Source organism: Alphaproteobacteria bacterium (assembly GCA_005883305.1).
Taxonomy (GTDB): domain Bacteria; phylum Pseudomonadota; class Alphaproteobacteria; order Sphingomonadales; family Sphingomonadaceae; genus Allosphingosinicella.
The window spans coordinates 180,816-202,870 of record VBAC01000001.1; the positions used below are offsets into that span (position 1 = coordinate 180,816).

21 protein-coding genes and 1 tRNA gene are annotated in these 22,055 nt (G+C 68.8%); 11 read left to right on the forward strand and 11 right to left on the reverse strand.

Annotated features, from left to right (window positions below; genetic code table 11):
- Positions 1 to 117: 117 nt before the first annotated feature.
- Positions 118 to 912 carry a thymidylate synthase gene (locus E6G92_00845; GenBank protein TMJ18435.1) on the reverse strand — a complete coding sequence of 265 codons (795 nt, stop codon included), beginning with the start codon at positions 910 to 912 and terminating at the stop codon, positions 118 to 120.
- 106 nt (positions 913 to 1,018) lie between these two features.
- On the opposite strand from E6G92_00845, the gene E6G92_00850 reads away from it, so the two are divergent.
- Positions 1,019 to 1,378, forward strand: coding sequence for a hypothetical protein (locus E6G92_00850; protein ID TMJ18436.1), 360 nt, complete (start codon positions 1,019 to 1,021; stop codon positions 1,376 to 1,378).
- Positions 1,379 to 1,575: 197 nt separating this feature from the next.
- On the opposite strand, the gene E6G92_00855 is transcribed toward E6G92_00850, so the two are convergent.
- The 3 genes from E6G92_00855 to E6G92_00865 all read right to left on the reverse strand — a co-directional run bounded on the left by E6G92_00855 (position 1,576) and on the right by E6G92_00865 (position 6,161).
- Entirely contained in the window at positions 1,576 to 2,403 is an 828-nt protein-coding gene (locus E6G92_00855; protein ID TMJ18437.1) for a methyltransferase domain-containing protein, read from the reverse strand.
- Entirely contained in the window at positions 2,393 to 3,520 is a 1,128-nt protein-coding gene (locus E6G92_00860; protein TMJ20639.1) for a peptide chain release factor 2, read from the reverse strand. Before E6G92_00860 ends, E6G92_00855 begins: the two co-directional genes overlap by 11 nt.
- Positions 3,521 to 3,635: 115 nt before the next feature.
- Positions 3,636 to 6,161 carry a PBP1A family penicillin-binding protein gene (locus tag E6G92_00865; GenBank protein ID TMJ18438.1) on the reverse strand — a complete coding sequence of 842 codons (2,526 nt, stop codon included), beginning with the start codon at positions 6,159 to 6,161 and terminating at the stop codon, positions 3,636 to 3,638.
- A gap of 117 nt (positions 6,162 to 6,278) precedes the next feature.
- Here E6G92_00865 and E6G92_00870 point away from each other — a divergent pair, with 117 nt between their 5' ends.
- From E6G92_00870 to E6G92_00880, 3 genes are read left to right on the forward strand one after another with little or no spacing between them, the layout of a single operon-like run.
- Positions 6,279 to 6,575, forward strand: a complete 297-nt coding sequence (locus E6G92_00870) for a type II toxin-antitoxin system RelE/ParE family toxin (protein TMJ20640.1) — start codon at positions 6,279 to 6,281, stop codon at positions 6,573 to 6,575.
- Positions 6,572 to 6,817 carry a hypothetical protein gene (locus tag E6G92_00875; protein ID TMJ18439.1) on the forward strand — a complete coding sequence of 82 codons (246 nt, stop codon included), beginning with the start codon at positions 6,572 to 6,574 and terminating at the stop codon, positions 6,815 to 6,817. The genes E6G92_00870 and E6G92_00875 overlap by 4 nt, the downstream gene beginning before the upstream one ends.
- A gap of 24 nt (positions 6,818 to 6,841) precedes the next feature.
- Entirely contained in the window at positions 6,842 to 7,108 is a 267-nt protein-coding gene (locus E6G92_00880; GenBank protein ID TMJ18440.1) for a DUF971 domain-containing protein, read from the forward strand.
- 94 nt (positions 7,109 to 7,202) lie between these two features.
- Here E6G92_00880 and E6G92_00885 read toward each other — a convergent pair whose 3' ends face one another.
- Both E6G92_00885 and E6G92_00890 read right to left on the reverse strand, forming a co-directional pair.
- Positions 7,203 to 7,409, reverse strand: coding sequence for a hypothetical protein (locus E6G92_00885; protein TMJ18441.1), 207 nt, complete (start codon positions 7,407 to 7,409; stop codon positions 7,203 to 7,205).
- A gap of 56 nt (positions 7,410 to 7,465) precedes the next feature.
- A complete protein-coding gene (locus E6G92_00890) occupies positions 7,466 to 8,353 on the reverse strand; it encodes an N-acetylmuramoyl-L-alanine amidase (GenBank protein TMJ18442.1) in 888 nt (295 codons plus the stop codon).
- Between the two features lie 490 nt (positions 8,354 to 8,843).
- Between E6G92_00890 and E6G92_00895 the strand changes: the two genes are divergently transcribed.
- The 3 genes from E6G92_00895 to E6G92_00905 all read left to right on the forward strand — a co-directional run bounded on the left by E6G92_00895 (position 8,844) and on the right by E6G92_00905 (position 13,471).
- Complete coding sequence (locus E6G92_00895) at positions 8,844 to 11,306, forward strand: Rne/Rng family ribonuclease (protein ID TMJ20641.1); 2,463 nt, start codon at positions 8,844 to 8,846, stop codon at positions 11,304 to 11,306.
- Between the two features lie 75 nt (positions 11,307 to 11,381).
- Positions 11,382 to 12,752 (forward strand): tetratricopeptide repeat protein, encoded by a 1,371-nt coding sequence (locus E6G92_00900; GenBank protein TMJ18443.1) that lies wholly within the window; start codon positions 11,382 to 11,384, stop codon positions 12,750 to 12,752.
- Positions 12,753 to 12,823: 71 nt separating this feature from the next.
- Positions 12,824 to 13,471: a DsbA family protein gene (locus E6G92_00905; GenBank protein ID TMJ20642.1), complete on the forward strand. Its 648-nt coding sequence runs from the start codon at positions 12,824 to 12,826 to the stop codon at positions 13,469 to 13,471.
- Between the two features lie 85 nt (positions 13,472 to 13,556).
- Here the strand turns inward: E6G92_00905 and E6G92_00910 are convergent, their stop codons facing one another.
- Positions 13,557 to 14,237, reverse strand: a complete 681-nt coding sequence (locus E6G92_00910; protein TMJ18444.1) for an RlmE family RNA methyltransferase — start codon at positions 14,235 to 14,237, stop codon at positions 13,557 to 13,559.
- On the reverse strand, positions 14,234 to 15,301 hold the full coding sequence (locus E6G92_00915; protein TMJ18445.1) for a Ppx/GppA family phosphatase: 1,068 nt from the start codon (positions 15,299 to 15,301) through the stop codon (positions 14,234 to 14,236). Before E6G92_00915 ends, E6G92_00910 begins: the two co-directional genes overlap by 4 nt.
- 174 nt (positions 15,302 to 15,475) lie before the next feature.
- On the opposite strand from E6G92_00915, the gene E6G92_00920 reads away from it, so the two are divergent.
- The 3 genes from E6G92_00920 to E6G92_00930 all read left to right on the forward strand — a co-directional run bounded on the left by E6G92_00920 (position 15,476) and on the right by E6G92_00930 (position 17,368).
- Positions 15,476 to 15,549 (forward strand) — tRNA-Gln (locus E6G92_00920).
- 66 nt (positions 15,550 to 15,615) lie between these two features.
- Positions 15,616 to 16,446: a hypothetical protein gene (locus tag E6G92_00925; GenBank protein ID TMJ18446.1), complete on the forward strand. Its 831-nt coding sequence runs from the start codon at positions 15,616 to 15,618 to the stop codon at positions 16,444 to 16,446.
- A gap of 4 nt (positions 16,447 to 16,450) precedes the next feature.
- Positions 16,451 to 17,368: a glutaminase gene (locus tag E6G92_00930; protein TMJ18447.1), complete on the forward strand. Its 918-nt coding sequence runs from the start codon at positions 16,451 to 16,453 to the stop codon at positions 17,366 to 17,368.
- 548 nt (positions 17,369 to 17,916) lie between these two features.
- On the opposite strand, the gene E6G92_00935 is transcribed toward E6G92_00930, so the two are convergent.
- From E6G92_00935 to E6G92_00945, 3 genes are read right to left on the reverse strand one after another with little or no spacing between them, the layout of a single operon-like run.
- Entirely contained in the window at positions 17,917 to 19,179 is a 1,263-nt protein-coding gene (locus E6G92_00935) for an amidohydrolase family protein (GenBank protein ID TMJ18448.1), read from the reverse strand.
- 60 nt (positions 19,180 to 19,239) lie between these two features.
- Positions 19,240 to 19,542, reverse strand: coding sequence for a plasmid stabilization protein (locus tag E6G92_00940; GenBank protein TMJ18449.1), 303 nt, complete (start codon positions 19,540 to 19,542; stop codon positions 19,240 to 19,242).
- Positions 19,543 to 19,591: 49 nt separating this feature from the next.
- Complete coding sequence (locus E6G92_00945; GenBank protein ID TMJ18450.1) at positions 19,592 to 21,406, reverse strand: DUF885 family protein; 1,815 nt, start codon at positions 21,404 to 21,406, stop codon at positions 19,592 to 19,594.
- Positions 21,407 to 21,610: 204 nt separating this feature from the next.
- Between E6G92_00945 and E6G92_00950 the strand changes: the two genes are divergently transcribed.
- Entirely contained in the window at positions 21,611 to 22,036 is a 426-nt protein-coding gene (locus E6G92_00950; protein ID TMJ18451.1) for a MarR family transcriptional regulator, read from the forward strand.
- The last annotated feature ends 19 nt before the right edge of the window (positions 22,037 to 22,055 follow it).

Genomic DNA, 22,055 nt, shown 5'->3' on the forward strand with positions numbered 1-22,055 from the left:
GGGAGGGGTTGGGGGTGGGGGTGCGCGGCCTCGCCGCGCGCGGGCCGAAGGCCCGCACCCCCCTCCCTGCCCTCCCCCACAAGGGGGGAGGGAAAATCACGGTGGCTCCCCACGCTCTCAAACCGCGACCTCGGCCTTGATGTGCGGGTGCGGATCGTAGCCCGATATCTCGAAATCCTCGAAGCGGTATTGGTCGATCGCCTCGGGCCTCCGAAGCATCGTCAGCTTCGGCAGCGGGCGGGGTTCGCGAGTCAGCTGCTCGCGCGCCTGCTCGAGATGGTTGGAGTAGAGGTGGCAGTCGCCGCCGGTCCATACGAACGTCCCCGGCTCGAGCCCGCATTGCTGGGCGAGCATGTGGGTGAGCAAGGCGTAGCTGGCGATGTTGAACGGCGCGCCGAGGAAGACGTCGGCGCTGCGCTGGTAGAGCTGGAGGTTGAGCCGCCCGCCCGCGACCTGGGTCTGGAACAGGCAGTGACAGGGGGCGAGCGCCATCAGGTGGAGCTCGGCCGGGTTCCAGGCGGTGACGATCTGGCGCCGCGAGGCGGGATCGCGCTTGATCAGGTCGATGAGGCCCGCGATCTGGTCGATCTCGCGGCCGTCCGCCGCTTCCCAATGGCGCCATTGCTTGCCGTAGACCGGGCCGAGATCGCCCGCCTCGTCCGCCCATTCGTCCCAGATGCTGACCCGCTGCTCCTGAAGCCAGCGGACATTGGTGTCGCCGCGAAGGAACCAGAGCAATTCGATCAGGATCGACCGCAAATGGAGCTTCTTGGTCGTCAGCAGTGGGAAGCCTCGAGAGAGGTCGAAGCGCATCTGGTGGCCGAATACCGAATAAGTGCCGACGCCGGTACGGTCTTCTTGCCGGACGCCTTCGTCCAGGATTCGCCGGAGGAGTTCGAGATAGGGCTGCATAAGCGGATTCTATGGCCGCTCGGCCTGCTCAATTCCAATCCAAAATGGATATCGAAACGGATCGATCTCGGGCCGCCTCGACCATTGCGCGTGCCAAGGAGCGCCGATGGAAATCGGCACCGCCCGCGACGCGGAACGCCTGCTCGCGCCCTGTTTCGCCGGGGCGGAGGCGGAAAAGCTTGCGATCCTCCACCTCGACGGCGATCGGCGCGCCATCGCGGTCGACGAGCGGCCGTCCTGCGATCTGCCGCTGCGCGCGATCGTCCGCGCGGCGCTGGAGCGGGAGGCGGCGGGCCTGATCGTCGCCCACAACCATCCGAGCGGCGACCCGACGCCGAGCCCGGAGGACATCGAGGCGACCCGGGCGCTCGCCGAGGTCGCGGCCCGACTCGGCATCCAACTCCACGACCACCTCATCTTCGCCGGCGGCGAATGCACCAGCTTCAGGGCGTTGGGGCTGCTTTAGGCAAAGGGAAATTTGAAGTGTATCCACCTCGCTCATCCTGAGGAGCCCCTTCGACTGCCTGCCAAGGCAGGCGCTCAGGGTAAACTTGCGAGCTTGTCGAAACGGCGTCTCGAAGGACGGCCCTTCGAGACGGGCCCTCGACAAGCTCGGTCCCTCCCTCCTCAGGATGAGCGGCTTAAGCTCGATTTCAGATGGACCTACGGATTGCAGGCGGGGATGTCGCGCGGCTCGGGGCGGGGGGCGCGGGCCTCGAACTGGGCGAAATAGGATTCGCTGTCGGGCAGGCGCTCGAAGCGGGTCAGGCCGTAGCCGAGCGCGTTGAACTCGCAGACCAGAAGGCGCTGAGGCGTGCCGTGGCGGTCGGTCGGCCGGTCCGCGTCGACCACGATCACCCGCCCGTCGCTCTTGAGCGCGGCGCGCAGGTTCCACAGGAACTCGGATGGCCGCGCGATCTCATGGTACATGTGAATCAGAAAGACGCGGTCGAACGAGCCGGCGGGGAGCTGCGGGTCGTTCGCCTGGCCCAGGCGGATCGCGACATTGTCGAGCCGCTCGCGGTTGATCCGGGTGCCGAGCGCCCGGATCGTCTCGGGCACGATGTCCTCGGCGAGCACGCGCCCCTTCGGCCCGACCAGAGGCGAGAGCCGCACCGTATAATAGCCCTCGCCGGCCCCGATGTCGGCGACGAACATGCGCGGCCTCACGTCGGCGAGCCGGGTCACGGTGGCGAACTCGCCCAGGCTGTCGCGGGAATCCTCGTTCAGATAGCGCGAGGAGATCGGGGCGACCGGCCGGTGCGGCTCGGGGAAGGGCGATTCCTTCTCCTGCGGCTGCTGGCGGCAGGCAGCGAGCAGGACGAGCACGGTCAAGGCCGCAACCCTAAAGCCCCTCCCCCTTGTGGGGAGGGGTTGGGGGTGGGGGTGCGCGGCCCCGCCGCGCGCGGCCCGCCGGGCCGCACCCCCCTCCAAGCCTCCCCCACAAGGGGGGAGGAGAGATTGTGCTGCGCGCGCCGGTTTAATCGACATCTTCCACTTCGACCTTCTCGCCGGTGACCCGCTGCGAGAGCGCGGCGGCCATGAAGCGGTCGAGATCGCCGTCGAGCACGTCGCCCGGCGCGGTGGAGGTGACGCCCGTCCTGAGATCCTTCACCAGCTGGTAGGGCTGCAGCACGTAGGAGCGGATCTGGTGGCCCCAGCCGATGTCGGTCTTGGCCGCCGCGGTGGCGTTCGCCTCCACTTCGCGCTTGCGCAGCTCGTTCTCGTAGAGCCGGGCGCGAAGCTGGTTGTAGGCCTCGGCGCGGTTCTTGTGCTGCGATCGCTGGTTCTGGCACTGGACGACGATGCCCGTCGGCAAATGCGTGATGCGCACCGCCGAATCGGTGGTGTTGATATGCTGCCCGCCGGCGCCCGAGGCGCGGTAGGTGTCGATCCTGAGGTCGCCCTCGTTGACCTCGATGTCGATATTCTCGTCGACCACCGGATAGACCCAGACGCTCGAAAAGCTCGTGTGGCGCCGCGCGTTGCTGTCATAGGGGCTGATCCGCACCAGCCGGTGAACGCCGCTCTCGGTCTTGGCATAGCCATAAGCATTCTCGCCCTTGACCAGCAGGGTCGCCGACTTGATCCCGGCCTGCTCGCCGGCATGATAGTCGATGAGCTCGACCTTGTAGCGGTGGCGCTCGGCCCAGCGCGTGTACATGCGCTGGAGCATCTCGGCCCAGTCCTGGCTCTCTGTGCCGCCGGCGCCTGCATTGACCTCGATATAGGTGTCGTTGGCGTCGGCCTCGCCCGCGAGCAGCGCCGCGACCTTGTCCTTCTCCGACCGGTCGGCGAGCTCGGCGAGCGCCTTGACCGCGTCGTCGACCAGCCCTTCGTCTCCCTCGGCCTCGGCCATCTCCATCAGCTCGACCGTGTCGGCCAGCTCGCGCTCGATCGCTCGCGTCGCGCCGATCGCTTCCTCGAGCCTGCGCCGCTCGCGCATGACGATTTGCGCCGCCTTGGGATCGTCCCATAGGGTCGAATCCTCGACCTTGTCGTTGAGCTCCTCAAGCCGCTTCAGCGCCCGGTCCCAGTCGAGGAACCGGCGCAGGAGCGCGAGGGCCGACCGGATCTGGTCGATAGAGGCTTGCGCTTCGGCGCGCATGAACTGAATCTCCAATTCAATCGTCATTCCCGCGAAGGCGGGAATCCAGCTTTTCTATCTCGGCGGAAGGCAGCTGGATTCCCGCTTTCGCGGGAATGACGAGGATGGCGCGGACCTAATAGATGCCGCCCTCGCTTTGCAAGAAGTCGCTGTCGCGATGATCGGTGCGGGCGGTCGCGGCGGCGACCCGGCGGGGAGCCGCGCGGGCCATCTCCTCGCGGGTTGCGGTGCGGCGCGGCTCGCTTTCGGGCTTGAACGCTTCCCAGATCACCGCGGCGTGCGGATCGTTCGCCGGCCAGATTCCGAAGGCGCGGTGCCCGGAGCGCCGGTCGATCGCCACCATCCTGACGCCGTAGGGCGCACGGAACGGGATCACCGGCATGCCTTCGAACGATTCGCGCGCGAACTGGCGGAAGATCGGCGCTGCGAGCGTTCCGCCCTGGGCATAGCCGCCCATCGGCCGCGGCCGATCGAAGCCCATATAGACCCCGGCGACGATCTGTTGCGATCCCCCGATGAACCAGACGTTGGTCGGGCCGGAGGTCGTCCCCGTCTTGCCGAACAGGGGCCGGCCGAGATCGCGCAATATGGTGGCGGTGCCGCGCTGGACGACGCCTTCGAGCATGTGGACGATCTGGTAGGCGGTCATCGGATCGACAACCTGGCGGGTGCGAAGCGGCGGGCGAGGCATCGGCCGCCCGTTCCAGTCCGGCGCGTTGCAGCCCTCGCACGGACGGGTGTCGGCCCGCCAGATCGCGCGCCCATGGCGGTCCTGGATATAGTCGATCAGCGTCGGGGTCATCGCCCGGCCCTGATTGGCGAAGGTAGCGAAGGCGTTGACCATCCGCGACACGGTCGTCTCCCCGGCGCCCAGCGCGATGGCGAGATAGGGCCGGTAGTCGCCGACTCCCATCTGGCGCGCGCGGCGAACGACGTTGGTCATTCCGATCTGGTTGGCGGTGCGCACCGTCATCAGGTTGCGCGACTGTTCGAGGCCCCAGCGCATCGTCTGCGGGCCGGCATAGCCGCCGGAGAAGTTGCGGAAGCATTTCTGCTGCGGCGTGCCCTGGTTGGTGCAGAACGGGCCGTCGATGATGATCGAGGCGGGTGTCATTCCGTTGTCGAGCGCCGCCGAATAGACGATCGGCTTGAACGTCGATCCGGGCTGGCGCAGCGCCTGGGTGGCGCGGTTGAAGTTCGCGCCGCGAACGTCCCAGCCGCCCTGCATCGCGAGGACCCGGCCCGAGCCGACCTCCTCGACCACCATCCCGCCCGAGATTTCGGGGATGGAGCGAAGCGCCCAAACATTGCCGGCGCCGCCGCCTTCCTGCTCGACGGCGATCACCGCGCCGGGGCGCAGGGCGTCGAAAGCGGAGCCTCCCGAGCCGCGCCGGGGCATCGAGGCGAGGCTTGCCGGCATTTGCCCGGTCGAGCCGTCGGTGAAGCCGAGCGTCGCGCTGCCACCTTCCTTTGACAGGACGACGGCCGAGCGCCAGGCGCCGGGGCCGAGCGGGGCGACGGCGAGCTGGCTTCGCCAGTCCCTCGAAATGTCGATGGTCAGGCCCGGATCGCGCCAGCCGCGGCCGCGCTCGTAGCGGGCGAGGCCGTCGCGAAGCGCCGCCTCGGCGGAGCGCTGCATGTCGGGATTGTAGGAGGTCCGCACCCAAAGGCCGCCGGCATAGACGCTGTTGGGGTGATCGGGCGACGCGCTCTCGCCGTAGCGCTCGATCAAATTGCGGCGGACTTCCTCCATGAAATAGCCGCCGACATTGCGGGTGATGTCCTGCCCGGTGCCGCGCGCCGTCTCGATCGGCGTGGCGAGCGCCTCGTCATATTGCGCGCGGGTGATGAAATTGTTGCGGAGCATCTCGTTCAGCACGAAATTGCGCCGCTGCAGCGCGCGGTCGTGGTGGCGGACCGGATCATAGTTGGACGGCGATTTGGGAAGGATGGCGAGGAAGGCGCATTCGGCGACCGAAAGCTGGCCGACGTCCTTGTTGAAATAGGCCCTGGCGGCGGCCTGGACGCCATAGGCGTTCCGGCCGAGGAAGATCTGGTTGAGGTAGAGCTCGAGGATCTGCTCCTTCGACAGCGCCGATTCGATTCGCCGGGCGAGGAAAGCTTCGCGGATCTTTCGGGTCACCGAATATTCGTCGCCGACGAAGAAGATCTTGGCGACCTGCTGGGTGATGGTCGATCCGCCGCGCGCGCGTTCGCCCGACCCTGCCTTGGAGACATAGTCCCAGACCGCGCCGACCATGCCCGGATAGTCGATTCCGCTGTGCGAGAAGAAGGTCCGGTCCTCCGCCGCGAGGAAGGCGTTGATCAGCGGGACCGGGAATTCCTCGTAGGCGAGCTGGACTCGCCGTTCGCGGGCGAAGCTCTGCACCGGAGCGCCGTTCACGTCGCGGACGTAGGTCGGCAGGATCGGCTCGTAGCTCAGCAGGCTCTCGGCCGAGGGCAGGCCGCGGGCGAACAGCAGCCAGAGGATGAAGTAGAGCACCACCGGGATGGCGGCGAGGATCGCCAGCCAGCGCACCCAGCGCCGCTTCCAGGCGCGCCCCACGAAGGCGCGGGCGCCGGCGATTCGGCTGTCGGTGCGGCGGAGGGTGATGCGCTGGGCGGGCTGGTCGGCACTCATACCGGCGCCGGTCTAGCGGATGGGCGGGGAGGGGGAAAGTGTTCGGTGCGGGCGAAAGTTGAGGCTGACGGGCGGCTGGCCGAATCCGGCAAATCGGCTAATCCCTGAAGCGTGACGCTGACGGTTCTGCAAACACCGACCTACGCCCGCTGGTTTGCCGGCCTTCGCGACGAGCGTGCCAAGGCGCGCATTCTCGCTCGTATTCGCCGGGTCTCGGTTGGAAATTTCGGCGATGCGAAGTCGGTCGGCGAAGGTGTCAGCGAGCTGCGGATCGACTATGGGCCGGGCTATCGCGTCTACTTCACCCAGCGTGGTGCGACACTCCTATTGTTGCTGACCGGAGGTGACAAATCGCGTCAGTGGGCCGATATTGCGAAGGCGCGCGAGATCGCCGCGCAGTGGGAAGGTGAATGATGGGCATCGAAACCACCAAGTGGGACGCCGCGGACCATCTGGCCAGTACGGAGGCCGTGCTCGCGTATCTCGAAGCGATATTCGAGGACGGCGACCCGGAGTTGGTTGCCGCCGCGCTCAACGACGTCGCTCGCGCCAAAGGTCTGGACAGTTCCGAGCAGCTGACTGGCGCGACGGACCTGTCGTCCGTGATCCGCACCCTGAAATCGCTGGGGCTGGAGCTGACGGCGAAGGTTGCATAGCTCGATGAGGCTGAGCCGATATCGATGATCAGGGTCGTTTCGATCCGGCCGGCAGGCGGGGCGGCGCTGGAGCTTGGCTTCAGCGACGGCAGCAGCGGCATCTGGTCGGCAAAGGCGCTGATCGCGCGCGACACGGTCCTGACCCGCCCGCTTGCCGGCACTGCCTATTTCGCGCGCGCGTTCATCGAGGCTGGCGCGCTCGCCTGGCCGAATCGGTTGGAATTGTCGGCTCACAGCCTGCAGCGGCGGCTGGATGAAGCGGGCCTCCTGCGGCGGGAGGCGGCTTGCTGACCATTTCGGCCAGGCCCACCGCGGTCCGCTTTGACGACGCGATGATGTGGGTCGATCTCGAGCGGGTGATTTAAGGTAGTGGGTCAGTTGAAATCTAGGAAAGCCAATCGGTTCTGGCGCGGGCCTCGGTCTCGGCGGATTCAGCCGACTCATAGATGCCGCAGTCTGGTCCATGCTGACCCCAACTCACGCCGTCATTGAGTTGCAGGCGATAGGAATAATTCCCATCGGCACGCTGCATCACGAGTATGCGGCTATCCGCACGTGAGCCGGTGAGTATCTTGATCTGGCGCTCGTTCACGCCCGCTTCTTATACGTGCCACGTTTTCTGTCCACGCGGAATGGGAGAACCCCTATTTACCCGCCCCTCCGCTCGATCGCCCGACGCGCGAAATGGGCCTCGATCGCCCGGCGCATGCCCTCGGCGATCTGGCGGCGGCCTTCCGCGGAGTCGATGTAGCGGGCGTCGGTCTCGTTGGTGAGGTAGCCGCTTTCGAACAGGATCGAGGGCATGTCGGGCGCCTTCAGAACGACGAAGGCGGCGAAGCGGTGCCACACGGGGCGGAAGGGGAAGACCGGGGCGGCCTCGCGGTAGAGCAACTGGGCGAAATCGGCCGAGACGTTCATCGCCTCGCGCTGGGCGAGGTCGATCAGGATCATGTTGACCCCGGGGTCGGCCGAGAGCGGAGTCCCGGCGATACGCTCGGAGGCGTTCTGCTGGCTGGCGAGCAAAGCGGCCTGGCGGTCCGAAGCGACCTCGGAGAGGGTGTAGACGGTGGCCCCGCGCGCCGCGTCGTTCAGCGGGGCGGCGTCGGCATGGACCGAGATGAACAGGTCGGCGTCGAGCCGCCGGGCGATCTGGTAGCGCTCGTCGAGCCCGCGATAGCTGTCATCCTCGCGGGTAAGAGCGACGCGGACTCGGCCGGTCGCGGCGAGCGCGTCGCGCATGGCCAGCGCGAGCGCCAGGGTGATGTCCTTTTCCGGCCGTCCTACGAACGGCGAGGCGGCGCCGGGATCGTGGCCGCCATGGCCGGCGTCGATCACCACCAGCGGCGGATTGTCGCCGCGCGCAGGGGTGACCCGGGGCAGCGGCCCGCGCTCGTCGGCGGCGAGCGGATCGAGCGGGATCGTCACCCCCCCGGGGCCCCCGGCCGGCGCGGAGCCGGGAAACAGGCCCGTCCCGAACAGCGCGAGAAGCAGTGTGACGAGCCATTCCATCGAGGCTTTGTGCCGCGGGCGTACCATAAGGGTCCAGCAAAAACGGCTGAAACCCGCCCCGGCGAAGGGTCGGTCCCGAATTCGTGCCTGTGCCGGAATGACAGAAAAATGGGCGCACGCGGTTGCCGCTGGGGTCCTCAGATGCTAGCAGCACCGGATCGGGACGCAGGGGCTTTGTCCCCCACCATCGATCCCGATTGGAATTCGCCGGCCCCAGCCGGCCATCTAGGTTGACGCTGTATGTGGTATCGCTCCCCCAGGCTCATTCGCCGCCTCGTAAGTGACGGCATGCCGGGCGGGATGCTCAGGCCGGCTTTTGCGACCGGACTCGCCCAGACAGCAGACGCGAACATATTTTCAACCCGGACCTTAGACGCGCGGCCCGAAACGCCCGCGCGGCCGTCCATTTTCGAGCGCCTTCACCATTCGGCCTGCCAGGACAGCCCATCAAAGCGTCGCTTTGACGGGGGCCCCAGGGTCGCGGTCAGGGCGTGGAGTAATTTTAATGACCATGCGCATGCTGATCGACGCGCGCCACCAGGAAGAGACCCGGGTGGCCGTGATCAAGGGAAATCGGATCGAGGAATTTGATTTCGAATCCGCCGAGCACAAGCAGCTCAAGGGAAATATCTATCTAGCCAAGGTTACGCGGGTCGAACCGTCGCTTCAGGCGGCGTTCGTCGATTACGGCGGCAACCGCCACGGCTTCCTCGCTTTTTCCGAAATCCACCCCGATTATTACCAGATCCCCAAGGAGGATCGCGAGGCGCTGCTGCGCGAGGAGGCGGAGCACGCCGCCGAGGAAGAGCGGCTGCGCTCGGCCGAATATGAATCGGGCGGCGACGACGGCGACAGCGTCGTCGAGGTCGACGACGAGCCGATGTCGGCGCAGTCGATCGACGGCATCGACGTCGCCGAGGAGATCGAAGGCGACGAGGACGAGGAAGGCGCTCAGCCGCCGGAGGAAGCCGAAGGCGGCTCCGACGAGAGCGCCGCCGAGACTCTGCGCCGCAAGCGCCAGAATCTGCGCCGCCGCTATAAGATCCAGGACGTGATCCGCCGCCGTCAGGTGCTGCTGGTCCAGGTCGTCAAGGAAGAGCGCGGCAACAAGGGCGCTGCGCTCACCACCTACCTCAGCCTCGCCGGCCGCTATTGCGTGCTGATGCCCAACACCAGCCATGGCGGCGGAATCAGCCGCAAGATCTCGAACGGCGCCGACCGCAAGCGCCTGAAGCAGATCATGGCCGATCTGAACCTGCCGATGAGCATGGGCCTGATCGTCCGCACCGCCGGCCTTTCGCGCACCAAGGTCGAGATCAAGCGCGACTTCGATTATCTCGCCCGCCTGTGGGACGAGATCCGCGAGAAGACGCTTCATTCCTCGGCGCCGGCACTGATCTACCAGGACAGCGACCTCATCAAGCGCGCCATCCGCGACATCTACAACAAGGACATCGACGAGGTGATCGTCGAGGGCGAGCGTGGCTACAAGGACGCCAGGGCGTTCATGAAGCTGCTGATGCCGAGCCACGTCAAGCGGGTGACCCACTATGCCGACCCGGTGCCTTTGTTCCAGCGCTACGGGGCGGAGGACGAGCTCAGCGCGATGTACCAGCCGGTCGTCCAGCTGAAGTCCGGCGGCTATATCGTGATCAACCCGACCGAGGCTCTGGTTTCGATCGACATCAATTCCGGGCGCTCGACCCGCGAGCACAATATCGAGCAGACCGCCTACGCGACGAACATCGAGGCGGCGCACGAGATCGCCCGCCAGCTTCGCCTTCGCGACATGGCCGGCCTCGTCGTGATCGACTTCATCGACATGGAATCGGGCGGCCATATCCGCAAGGTCGAAAAAGCGATGAAGGACGCGCTCAAGAACGACCGCGCCCGCATCCAGGTCGGGCGGATCAGCTCGTTCGGGCTGATGGAGATGAGCCGCCAGCGCCTGCGCACCGGAGTGCTCGAAGCCTCGACCCGGCCCTGCCCGCATTGCGACGGAAGCGGGCTGATGCGCACGGCCTCGTCCGCTGGCCTCTCGGCGCTGCGCATGCTCGAGGAGGAGGCTGCTCGCGGCCGCGGCTCGCGAATCGTCCTTCGCGCCGGACGCGAGGCGGCGGTCTATCTGCTCAACCGCAAGCGCGCCGAAATCGGCGAGGTCGAATCGCGCTACGGCGTGATGATCGAGGTGCTGATCGACGAGAGCCTCGAAGGCGCTCGGATGGCGGTCGAATCGCACGGCCCGCCGCCCGCCCAGCGGCCGCGGCCGCTGCCGGTCGTGGAGCAGGACGCCGACGAGGAGAGTCTCGACGAAGAAAACGAGATCGAGGAGGAAGAAGAAGAGGAAGAAGAAGCGGTCGAAGCCCGCCCGCGCCGCGAGCGCGCCGAGCGTCCCGAGCGCGAGGAAAGCAGCGAGGAAGGCGCTCGCCGCCGCCGTCGTCGCCGCGGGCGCCGTGGCGGCCGCCGCCGGGATCGTCCCGAGGGCGAGGAGGGCGCCGCGCCGCTGGAGTCGAGCGCCGAGGGCGCCGCGCCTGTGGCGGAGGAACTGGTCGCCCCCGAAGCGCCGGCCGAAGAGGGCGAGGAACCGCGCAAGGCCCGCCGCCGCCCGCGCGCCCGCAAGCAGGTAGAGAGCACCGCCGAGCCGCAGCCTGCGGTGGAGGCGGCCGCTGAGCCCCAGCCGGAGCCGGTTGCCGAATCGGCTCCGGAGTCCGAGGCCAAGCCGAAGCGCGCGGGACGCCGCAAGAAGGCGGATGCAGCGCCCGAGGCGTCGCCCGAGGCCCCCGCCGAAGCCGCGCCCGCGGCCGGGGAGGCGCCGGCCCCCGAGCCCGCCAACGACCAGGAGCCCGCGCCCAAGCCGCGCAGCCGCCGGAAGGCAGCCGCCAAGCCGGACGAAGCCGCGCCTCCCGCTCAATCCGAGGAGGAAGATGGCGAGCCGCGGCGGGGCTGGTGGCAGCGGACGTTCGGCGCCTCGGCGGAATGAGGCGGGCCGCGGGATGGTTTCATCCGCGGTTCATGCGACGAGGGAAAGAAGCGGGCCATGGCTGAGGCGCGGGCGATGAAAGGGAAGGCTGGGCAGTTCGCCGTCCGCCTTGCCATGCTCGTCCTGTTGAGCTTCGCCGCCATGGCCCGGCCCGCTTTCGCCCAGCAGATCCTTCGCGATGCCGAGACGGAATCGCTGCTTCGCGATATGTCGCGGCCGCTGATCCTGGCCGCCGGCCTCCAGCCGGAGAATGTCCGAATCGTCCTCATCCACGACGATTCGATCAACGCCTTCGTCGCCGGGGGCCAGATCGTCTACGTCCATTCCGGCCTGTTCACCCGGGCCGAGAACGCCAACGAGGTCCAGGGCGTGATCGCCCACGAGCTGGGACACGTTGCCGGCGGGCACATCATCCGTTCGGGCGAGGGCGTCCAGCAGGCGACCGGGATCATGATCCTCTCGCTCCTGCTCGGCGCCGCGGCGATCGCGGCCGGCGGCGGCGAGGCGGGCATGGCCGCGATCATGGCCGGCCAGCAGGCGGGCCTCGGCCGCTTCCTCGCCTTCACCCGCGACCAGGAAAATGCCGCGGATCAGGCCGGCGCGACCTTCCTTTCACGCGCCGGCATCAGCGGCCGCGGCTCGATCGCCTTCTTCCGCCGGATCGAGAATTTGGAATACCGGATTGCCGCGCCGGGAGAGATTGACGGCTATGCCCAGACCCACCCGCTCAGCGGGGACCGGATCCAGCGGCTCCAGGAGCGCTACGAGGCCGATCCCGCCTGGACCGCGCAAACCGCGGCGCCGCTCGAGGAGCGGTTCCAGCGCGTTCGCGCCAAGCTTTCGGGCTATGTCGACGATCCGCAGCGCGTCCTGATCCGCTATCCGGTCACCGACCAGACGATCCCGGCCCATTATGCCCGCGCTTATGCCTATCACCGCGGCGCTCATCCGGCCGAGGCGAACGCGGAGGCGGACGCGCTGATCCGCGCCCGGCCGCACGATCCCTATTTCCTCGAGCTCAAGGGCCAGATCCTTCTCGAATCCGGCCATCCGAGGGAAGCGCTGGCAGCGCTTCGGGAGGCAGTCTCGATCGTCCCCAACGAGCCCTTGATCGCCGCCCTATTCGGCCACGCGCTCATCTCGACCGAGGACCCGGCCAATTTCGAGGAGGCGAAGCGCGTGCTTCGGCTCGCCGTCGCGCGCGACAACGACAACCCGTTCGCCTGGTACCAGCTCGGCATCGTCTACGACCGGGAGGGCGATCAGCCCCGCGCCGCGCTGGCGACGGCGGAACGCTACAGCCTGGAAGGCCAGCCGAGCCTCGCTTTGGTCAACGCCGAGCAGGCGCTGATGGGCCTTCCGGTCGGGACGCCCGACTATCTCCGCGCCCAGGACATCGCGATGGTCTCGCGCGCCGCCGATCAGCGCCAGCGGCGCGGCCATTGACGGCCCTTCCGGGAGGCTGGGCGGCGAGCCTCGCCGCGATCCTCGGCGGCGTTGCGCTCGGCGCCGCGGCCATGGCCGGCTGGTATTCCTGGCGCGGCCCGGACAGAGCGGCGACCGAGGCGATCGTGCGCGATTACGTGCTCAATCACGGCGAGATCCTGCCTGAGGCGATGAAGCGCACGCAGGACCGGCAGGCGGCGGCCTCGGTCTCGCGCCACCGTTCGGCGCTCGAGACGCCCTATCACGGCGCATGGGCGGGCGCGGCCGATGGCGACGTCGTGCTGGTCGAGTTCTTCGATTACGCCTGCCCCTATTGCCGCGAGACCAATGCCGACGTCGACCGGCTGATCGCCGAGGATCCGAGGCTCAAGGTCGTCTGGCGCGAGCTTCCGGTGCTCGGCCCCAACAGCGAGGCGGCCGCCAACGTCAGCCTGGCCGCCGCTCGCCAGGGCCGCTTCCGCCAGTTCCATGCGCGCCTGTTCGCGCTCGGCCGGCCGACGCAGGCGACGCTGGCGCAGGCGATGGCCGAGGCGGGCGTCAGCGCCGAGGCGCAAAGCCCCGCCGCCCGAGCCGAGCTCGCCCGCAACATCGAGCTCGCGCGGGCGATGGAGGCGAGCGGGACTCCGACCTTCGTCGTCGGCGATCAGGTGCTTCAGGGCGCGGTCGGCTACGACGCGCTCAAGGCGGCCATCGCCGCCGCGCGGGGGAGCCGCTCCTAGAGTCAGCATTAAGCGGGCCGATTTTCGCATCGATCGGATTGCTCTCAATTCAAGAGTCATCCCTGACGCGGCGGCAGGCTCTCGCTTATTGAGGGCTCCCCTTGAACCCCTGGGCGACGACGTACCACTCGCTCGAGCCCTTGCGGCTGGCCGGCGGCTTGGCGTGCTTCACAGTCGTGAACAGCCGCTTGAGCTGGGCGACGAGGCCCGCGTCAGCGCCGCCGGCGAGCACCTTGGCGACGAACGCGCCGCCCGGCTGCAGAACGTCGCCGGCGAAGTCGAGCGCGGCCTCGACCAGGCCCATGGTACGCAGATGGTCGGTCTGCGGGTGGCCGACGGTGTTGGCCGCCATATCGGAAAGGACGAGATCGGCCGGGCCGCCGAGCGCTTCCTTGAGCCCGTCCGGGGCCGCATCGTCCATGAAGTCCATCTGCAGGATCGTCGCGCCGTCGATCGGGTCGGTCGGCAGCAGGTCGATTCCGACCACCACGGCCTGCGGCAGCCGCTGCCGCACGACCTGCGTCCACCCGCCCGGGGCGATGCCGAGGTCGATCACCCGCTTCGCGCCCTTGAGGAAGCCGAAACGCTCGTCGAGCTCGATCAGCTTGTAGGCGGCGCGCGAGCGATAGCCTTCGGCCTTGGCGCGCTTCACATAGGGGTCGTTGAGCTGCCGCTCGAGCCAGCGGGTCGAACCCACCTTGCGGCCCTTGGCGGTCTTGACCCGGGTCCTGAGGCCGCCGCCCGAGCCGGTCGGCGACCGGCTCATATCTGGTGCCCGTCCCTCGCCATGAGCGAGCGCAGGATCCCTTCGCGGATGCCGCGGTCGGCGACCCCCAGGGTCTCGGCCGGCCAGATGTCCATGATCGCCTCGAGGATCGCGCAGCCGGCGACGACCAGATCGGCCCGCTCGTGGCCGATGCACGGGAATTGCGCGCGCTCGGCATGATCCATCGCGGAAAGGGTCGCGCTGATCTCGCGCATCGCCGAGGCCGGCATCATCAGGCCGTCGACCTGGCGGCGGTCGTAGCTCGGAAGCGCGAGGTGGACGCTGGCCAGGGTCGTGACCGTGCCGCTGGTCCCCATCAGGCGAATGCCCTTTCGGCCCTTGGGCAGAAGCTCGACGAAGTGGCGGAAGGCGTGGCGTACGCGCTCGCGCATCCGGCCGTAGGCGGCGAGCCGCTCGGCGACGGTGGCGAAGGTGCGGCCCTCGCTCTCGGTCAGCGAGACGACGCCCCAGGGCGCGCTCCACCAGCATTTGATCCTCGGCTCGCCGCCGTCGGTGTCGACCAGCACCAATTCGGTCGATCCGCCGCCGATGTCGAAGATCAGCGCCGGCTCGTCGCCCGGCTCGAGCAGCCGGTGGCAGCCGAGCATTGCGAGCCGCGCTTCCTCTTCGGGCGCGATGATCTCGAGGCAGATTCCGGTCTCGCGCCTGACTCGCTCGACGAAATGGCGCCCGTTGACCGCCCGCCGGCAGGCCTCTGTGGCGACCGAGCGGGCGAGGCTGACCCGGCGCCGGCGGAGCTTTTCCGCGCAGACCGAGAGCGCGGAGACGGCGCGGTCCATCGCCGCCTCGGAGAGCTTGCCCGAGGTCGCCATGCCTTCGCCCATCCGGACGACGCGCGAGAAGGCGTCGATGACGGTGAAGCCTTCGTCGGTCGGGCGGGCGATGAGCAGGCGGCAATTGTTGGTGCCGAGATCGATCGCGCCATAGGTGTGGCGCGAGGCCCAGCGGCGCGGCGGCAACCCGCGCGGGGCCGGTGCGCCGACAAGTTCGGGAGGCTGGTCTTCGACCGGCGCTGATACAGCGGAAGCGGCTTGCTCCGACATTCCGAACGTCTCATTCTGTTTTCGTTTCGGGAGGCGATAGGCCGCCCAGTGACTTGCCGCCTTTGTACATGAGGGGGGTTTGCGGAGCAAGGAGCGGGCAAGGGCCGGTGCCGGGCACGCCCCAGCGGCGTTGACAGCCCCGGCCCGCCTGCCTATCTCGCGGCCCTCCCGATCTGCCCGATCGTCTAATGGTAAGACTACGGACTCTGACTCCGTCAATCGAGGTTCGAATCCTCGTCGGGCATCCAGCTTTTCCGCATTGACCCACGCCGCTCCGCGCCTAACCTCGCGCCGGATTTCCCTGGCCGGAGAAGATGATGCGCCCCCTGATCGCCATCGCCGCGCTGATCGTCGCGGGCACAGGCGCGCCGGCCGAGGCGGACGTCACGGCGCGCTATGCGGGAACCGGAAGATCGGCGCCGGGCCTGACCTTCGCAGTCGCCGATAACGGCCGGGTGCGCGCCGAGACCATTCGCCCCAATCAGCCCGAGGAACGCGCCATCCTGATCACGCGCGGCGGAATCGGCTATCTTTCGGCGGCGGACGCGCAGGGGCGATTCGTCGGCCGCCAGGACGACATATTGGCGGTCGCGAGCGAGGTCATGCGCGCCGCCGTGCCGCCCGAGGCGCGCACGGCGATGCGCCATGTCGCCGCCATGCGCTTCGAGATCGTCGAGGGCGGGATGGAGACGGTCGGCGGCCGGCAGGGGCGCCTCTACCGCGTGACTCCGGTCCTGGCGCCGGTGGGCCCGGTGGTGGCGCCGGAGGGCGACGTAAGCCCGGCAGGGCCGCACGGCCACGATTTCGACGGCCCCGAAGCGGACGAGGAGAATGCGATGCCGCCCGCGTTCGACGTGGTGATCTCGGACGATCCGGAGCTGGCGCCGATCGGCCGCGAGATGGCGCGGCTGTTCGACAGCGGGAGCGTCCTCCTTGAAGCCATGTTCGGGACGATGCCCGGCGCGGTCGGGCAGGTCCGCGCGTTGCTCGCCCGCGGGACTCTGATCCGCTTCGCCGACGAGGTCCGGCTGGGCAGCGTGGACCGCGCCGCCATCCCGCAGAGCGCCTTCGACTTGCCCGGGCGCGTGCTGACCCGCGCCCAGCTGCGCGCCCGGGCGCCGCAGATGCAGATGCGGCCGGACTAGCCCGGTGGACGACCTCCTCGCCGAGGTGCTCGCGGCCGCCGCGCCGCATCGCGCCGAGGGCAAGGTTGCGACTTACATTCCGGCGCTGGCTGGCGTCGATCCGGCCAAGCTGGGCATTGCCGTCGCCGACAGGGAAGGCCGCGTGTGGGGCGCCGGCGATTGCGGCGAGGCCTTCTCGATGCAGTCCATCTCCAAGGTCTTCACGCTGGCGCTCGCGCTCGACCGCGTCGGGGCGAGCCTGTGGGACAAGGTGGGGCGCGAGCCTTCGGGCTCCGCGTTCAATTCGGTCGTCCAGCTCGAAAGCGAGCGCGGCAAGCCGCGCAACCCGCTGATCAACCCGGGCGCGATGGTGGTGACCGACCAGCTGATCGGCGAGCGCGACGCCGACGCGGCGATCGGCGACCTTCTCGCCTTGCTCCGCAGGCAGGCGCGCGACGAGGGCGTCGGCGTGGACGAGGAGGTGGCACGATCCGAGGCGCGGACCGGCGCCCGCAACCGTTCGCTCGCTTGGTTCATGAAGAGCTTCGGAGTCCTCGCCAACGATGTCGACGAGGTTCTGGACGCCTATTTCCGCCAGTGCGCGGTGGCGATGTCGTGCCGCCAGCTCGCCCGCGCCGGCCTGTTCCTCGCCTTCGACGGGCGCGATCCCGAAAGCGGCGAGGAGGTCACCGCCTGGCATCGGGCGCGGCGGATCAACAGCGTGATGATGCTCTGCGGCCATTATGACAATTCGGGCGAGTTCGCCTTCCGGGTCGGCCTGCCCGGCAAGAGCGGGGTCGGCGGCGGAATCCTGGCCATCGCGCCGGGCCATGGAAGCATCGCCGTCTGGTCGCCGGGCCTCAACGCGGCGGGCACCAGCGCGGCCGGCGCCGCGGCGCTCGAGGCACTGGTCGAGCGGACCGGCTGGTCGGTGTTCTTCTAGGGCCCGCACTCAATTAGGCTTAGCGATTTTTCGTTCAATTACGGAGTCATCCCGGCGAAGGCCGGGACCCATGAACTCTGCATGCCCAGAAGAAGCTTCGGACTTCGCCACCCTTCTTCATCCTCCGGTGTGCATGGGTCCCGGCCTGCGCCGGGATGACTCCATTTTCTGGCCCAAACCTCAATTCCAATTGAGTCCTGACCCTGGGCAGCCGCGCATTTGGTCGGCGGGGGCGGGGCCTTTGTCGAGGGGCGGACGCTGCCGTCGAAAGCTCCGCTCCGGCCGTCGAAGTCCCGGCGCGCTCCTGAATCATCCCCGGTAGGAGAGTGGAAGCGGCACTTCCGCCGCGCCAAGGAGATGAAAGATGACTGCCGCCTCGTTCCGCGATCTCGCCACCACCTTCGCCGCCTTCTTCGTCGGCATCCTGCTGGTGGCCGCGTCCGGCGCCGCGCCGCTGATGGCGTAGGGCATGGGCCTCATTCGGGAGCCGCGCCCGGGTTGTTGAAGCCCGCGCGCGGCTTCTTGCTATTCGGTCCCGCGCAGTCTTCTCAGGGCGCGCGAATTTCGACTCCGCCCTTCATCACCAGCCGCACGGCGCGGACCGCATGAATGTCGGCGGTGGGATCGCCTTCGACCGCGACGAGGTCGGCGAGAAGCCCGGGGCGGATTGCGCCGCGGTCGGCGAGATGGAATATCCCGGCATTGCCCGAGGTCGCGGCGATCAGCACCTCGGCCGGACTCATCCCGTAGGCGGCCATCAGCTCCATCTCGCGCGCATTGTCGCCGTGCGCGTAGACCCCGACGTCGCCGCCCATGCACATCCTCACCCCGGCGGCCCGCGCCGCAGCGAAGCTCGCCCGGCTGCCCCGGACCGCTTCCGGCTCGGGCGCGGTCCCGTTCCAGCCGCGATAGCGGGCGACAGCGTCGGTCGCGGCCAGAGTCGGGCAGAGCGCGGTGCCGCGCTCGCGCATCAGGCGGAACACTTCGGGCGTTCCGTCATAGCCGTGCTCGATCGTGTCGACCCCGGCGAGGATGGCCCGGCGCATGCCCTCGGCGGTGGCGGCATGGGCGGCGACGGTTCGGCCGGCGGCATGGGCCACCTCGGCCGCGGCGCGCATCTCCTCGATGGTGAAGGTCGCCCGGCTCGGCTCGCCCGGGCGCCAGCGATAGTCGGCGTAGAATTTGACGACGTCCGCCCCGCCGCCGATCTGCCGGCGCGTGGCCGCGACCAGCTCCGGCCCGTCCGCCTCCTCCGCGCCGAGCAGGGGCGCGGTCGCATCGAAGGTCTTGGGCCCGTAGCTTCCGGTGGCGACCAGAGCGCGGGTGGCGACGAGCAGGCGAGGGCCCGGCACGATTCCCTGGGCGATGGCGTCGCGCAGGCCGACGTCGGCATAGCCCGCGCCCTCGGTGCCGAGGTCGCGCAATGTGGTGAAGCCGGCCATCAGCGTGGCGCGGGCGTTGGCCACGGCTCGGGCGGTGCGCAGCGCGAGCGGCTCGCGAAGCACCTGATCGTCCCAGCTGGCCTCGTTATAGGGATGGAGGAAGAGGTGGGCGTGGCCCTCGATCAGGCCGGGCATCAGGGTCATGCCCGGAAGCTCGATCACGCGCGCGCCGGGCGGCGCAGCAAGGCCCGGCCCGGCCGCCTCGATCCGGTCGCCGCGGACCAGCACCTGCCAGCCCTCATGCGGCCGCGGATCGACTCCGTCGAAGACTCGCGCCGGGCGAAGCAGGATCGCCTCGCCTTGCTGCGCGGAGGCGGGGACGGCGGCCAGCGCCGCCAGCAGGATCAGGAACCAGCGCCAGCCCGGCATCGACCACCCTCCTTCGATCTCGGAAGGGGTTAATCGCCGCCGCGCCGGGGCGCAACGGGATCAGCCGTTGCCGCGCTTGCGGCGGGTTTCCCAGCCCTTCTTGGCGGCGGCGCTGCGGCTCTCGGAGGTGCGGCTGGACGAAGAGCCTCCCTTGCGGCCGCCCCTTCGCGCGCTGGCGTTGCTGTCCTTCCTGCCGCGGCCGGAACCCGATTTGTTGCCGCCGCCCGAATCCTTGTTGACGGTCGCCCAGGCGCGGCTCTTGGCCTCCTTCTCGGAGACTCCGCGATCCTCATAGCCCTCGGCGATATGCTCGGCCTTGCGCTTCTGCTTGTCGGTATATTTGTCCTTGTCGCCCTGTGGCATGACCGGAACTCCTTTCCGCCGGCGACAACGCGCGGAAAGGATTGGAGTTCTACGCCAACGACGCCCGCACGCGCTGCTGGAGCACGGTCAGCGGCATCGCGCCGCCGTTCAGCACCGAATCGTGGAACGCCTTGATGTCGAAGCGCGCGCCCATCCTCCGCTCGGCCTCGGCGCGCAAGGCGGCGATCACGGTCTGGCCGCTCTTGTAGGCGCAGGCCTGGCCGGGCCACACGCAATAGCGCTCGATCTCGCGCACCGCCGATCCTTCCGGCTCGGCGGCATTGTCGATCATGTAGCGGATCGCCTGCTCGCGGCTCCATCCCTTGGCGTGGAGCCCGGAATCGACGACCAGCCGGACGGCGCGGAACAGATAGGATTGGAGGTAGCCGATCTTGCCCAGCGCATCGCCCTCGTAGCAGCCGAGCTCGTCGGCCACCCGCTCGGCGTAGAGCGCCCAGCCCTCGCTATAGGCGGAAAAGCCGCCGACTCGCCGGTAGACCGGCAGCGATCCCGCCTCGCGCGCGATGCTGATCTGGAAATGGTGGCCGGGAATGCCCTCGTGATAGGTCAAGGTCTTGAGGCCCATCTTGGGCCATTCGTGCGTGTCCTTGAGGTTGATATAATAGGTGCCGGGCCGCGAATTATCGAGCGGCGCGCCTTGGTAATAGCCGCCCGGAGCGCCGGATTCGATCGCCGCCGGGACCCGGTTGATGCGCAGGTCCGCGCGGGGAAGCGTGTTGAACATGCGCGGCAAACGCGGGCGGATGTCGGCCAGCACCTCGTCGAGATAGGCGAGCAGCGCCGTCCGCCCCTCGTCGGTGTTCGGATAGAGGTTGCGCGCGTCGACGTTGAGCGCGTTGATCCGCTCGCCGACCGTCCCTCGGGTGAAGCCCTCGGCGCGCAGCAGCGGATCGAGCTGGCCGTGGAGCTCGGCGACCTGGGCGAGGCCCATGCGGTGGATGTCGTCGCCGGTCATCGTCGTCGTCGTGTTGGCGCGCAGCCCCCAGGCATAATAAGCCTCGCCGTCGGGCAGGCGGTGAGCGCCGGCCTCGTGGGTGGCATTGGGGCGGAGCGCGCGAAGCGCGGCGATCTGGCGGTCGAGCGCCGAGGCGATCGGGCCGGAAACCAGCGCGGACGCGCGCGCCCCGTAATCGCCTTCCAGATGCGCTTCGCCGGCGCGGCGGACGAGCGAACGGACCAACGTGGTCTCGCCCGCCGGGGTCGCGCGAAGCCGCTCGAGATTGCCGATCGCCTTGTCGAGCACGAAATCGGGCGGGGTGACCCCGAGCCCGGCGTCGTGGCGGATGCGCGCCGTCTCCTCGTCGAGGTTGGCGGCAAAGGCTTCGAGCCGGGAGAGGTAATAATCGGCGTCCTGGGCGGTGCGGACCGGGTGCTGCGTATCGAGGAAATCGGGCACCTGGTAATAAGCGCCGCCGAGCTGGCTGACGACATAGGGGGCCACGCGGCCTCCGGCATTGCCGTAGTGAAAGCGCGCGCCCATCGAGCCGATCTCGGCGCGGAAGGCGGCGATGTCGTAGTTGAGCCGGCCCGCCTCGCTCAGGCCCGCGCGCCCGAACGCGTTCAGCTCTCCCGCGCGCCGTACCGCCTTCGCCCGCTCGGCGTCGGCCCTGGCCTGGGATGCGTCGCCGAGCCGTCCGCGAAGCGCCGCGAGTTCCCCGGTGTCGAGGCCGAGATTGGTGGCGGTGGTCGGCATGTCGCGCAGGTCCTCGTCGAACCAGCGCGTCAGCAAGGCATCGAGCGCCCGGTCGCGGTCATTGGTGTCCTGCGCGACGGCTTTCGGTGCAAACCCGGCCAGGGCAAGGGCGGCGGTGGAGCTGGCGAGAAACGTGCGGCGGTCGAGCAAGGCAGGCCTCCATGGAATGCGGTTCGCTCCGGCCTAGGCCCGCGCCGCCACGCGCGCAATATGGGTCGAATGCGGGGCTCCAGGCGGGCGAACGCAAAAGGATTAGCGCCGAATGGGAATGGCTTATCGCCCTGGGCTTATCTTTAATCTTATGCTAATAGTTGAGAAAGCATAAGCATTAGCCTTGCTAACGAAGGAGGCGGGATGGGCGAGGGGGAAGCCAAAGACGTCGCGGCGCGGCTGCATTCGAGCGCGGTCCGCTTGCTGAGGACTCTTCGGCGGGAGGATGACGGCAGCGGCCTTTCCGCGCCGCGCCTGTCGGCGCTGTCGGTGATCGTCTTCGCCGGGCCGATGTCGCTCGCCGAGCTGGCGGCGGCGGAGCAGGTCAAGCCGCCGACGATGAGCCGGATCGTCGACGCCTTGGTCGAGCGCGGCCTCGTCACCCGCGTCGCCAAGCCCGGGGACCGCCGCAGCGTCGAGATCGCCGCCACGAGCGAGGGCGCCGGCCTGCTCGACGCCGGCCGCGAGCGCCGGGTTCACGCATTGGTGAAGCGGTTGGGCAGCCTCGCCGACAGCGAACGCCGGGCGCTCGCCCGCGGAGTCGAGATATTGGAACGGGTGACACGCTAAGCGCGCATCCGCCCTTGCT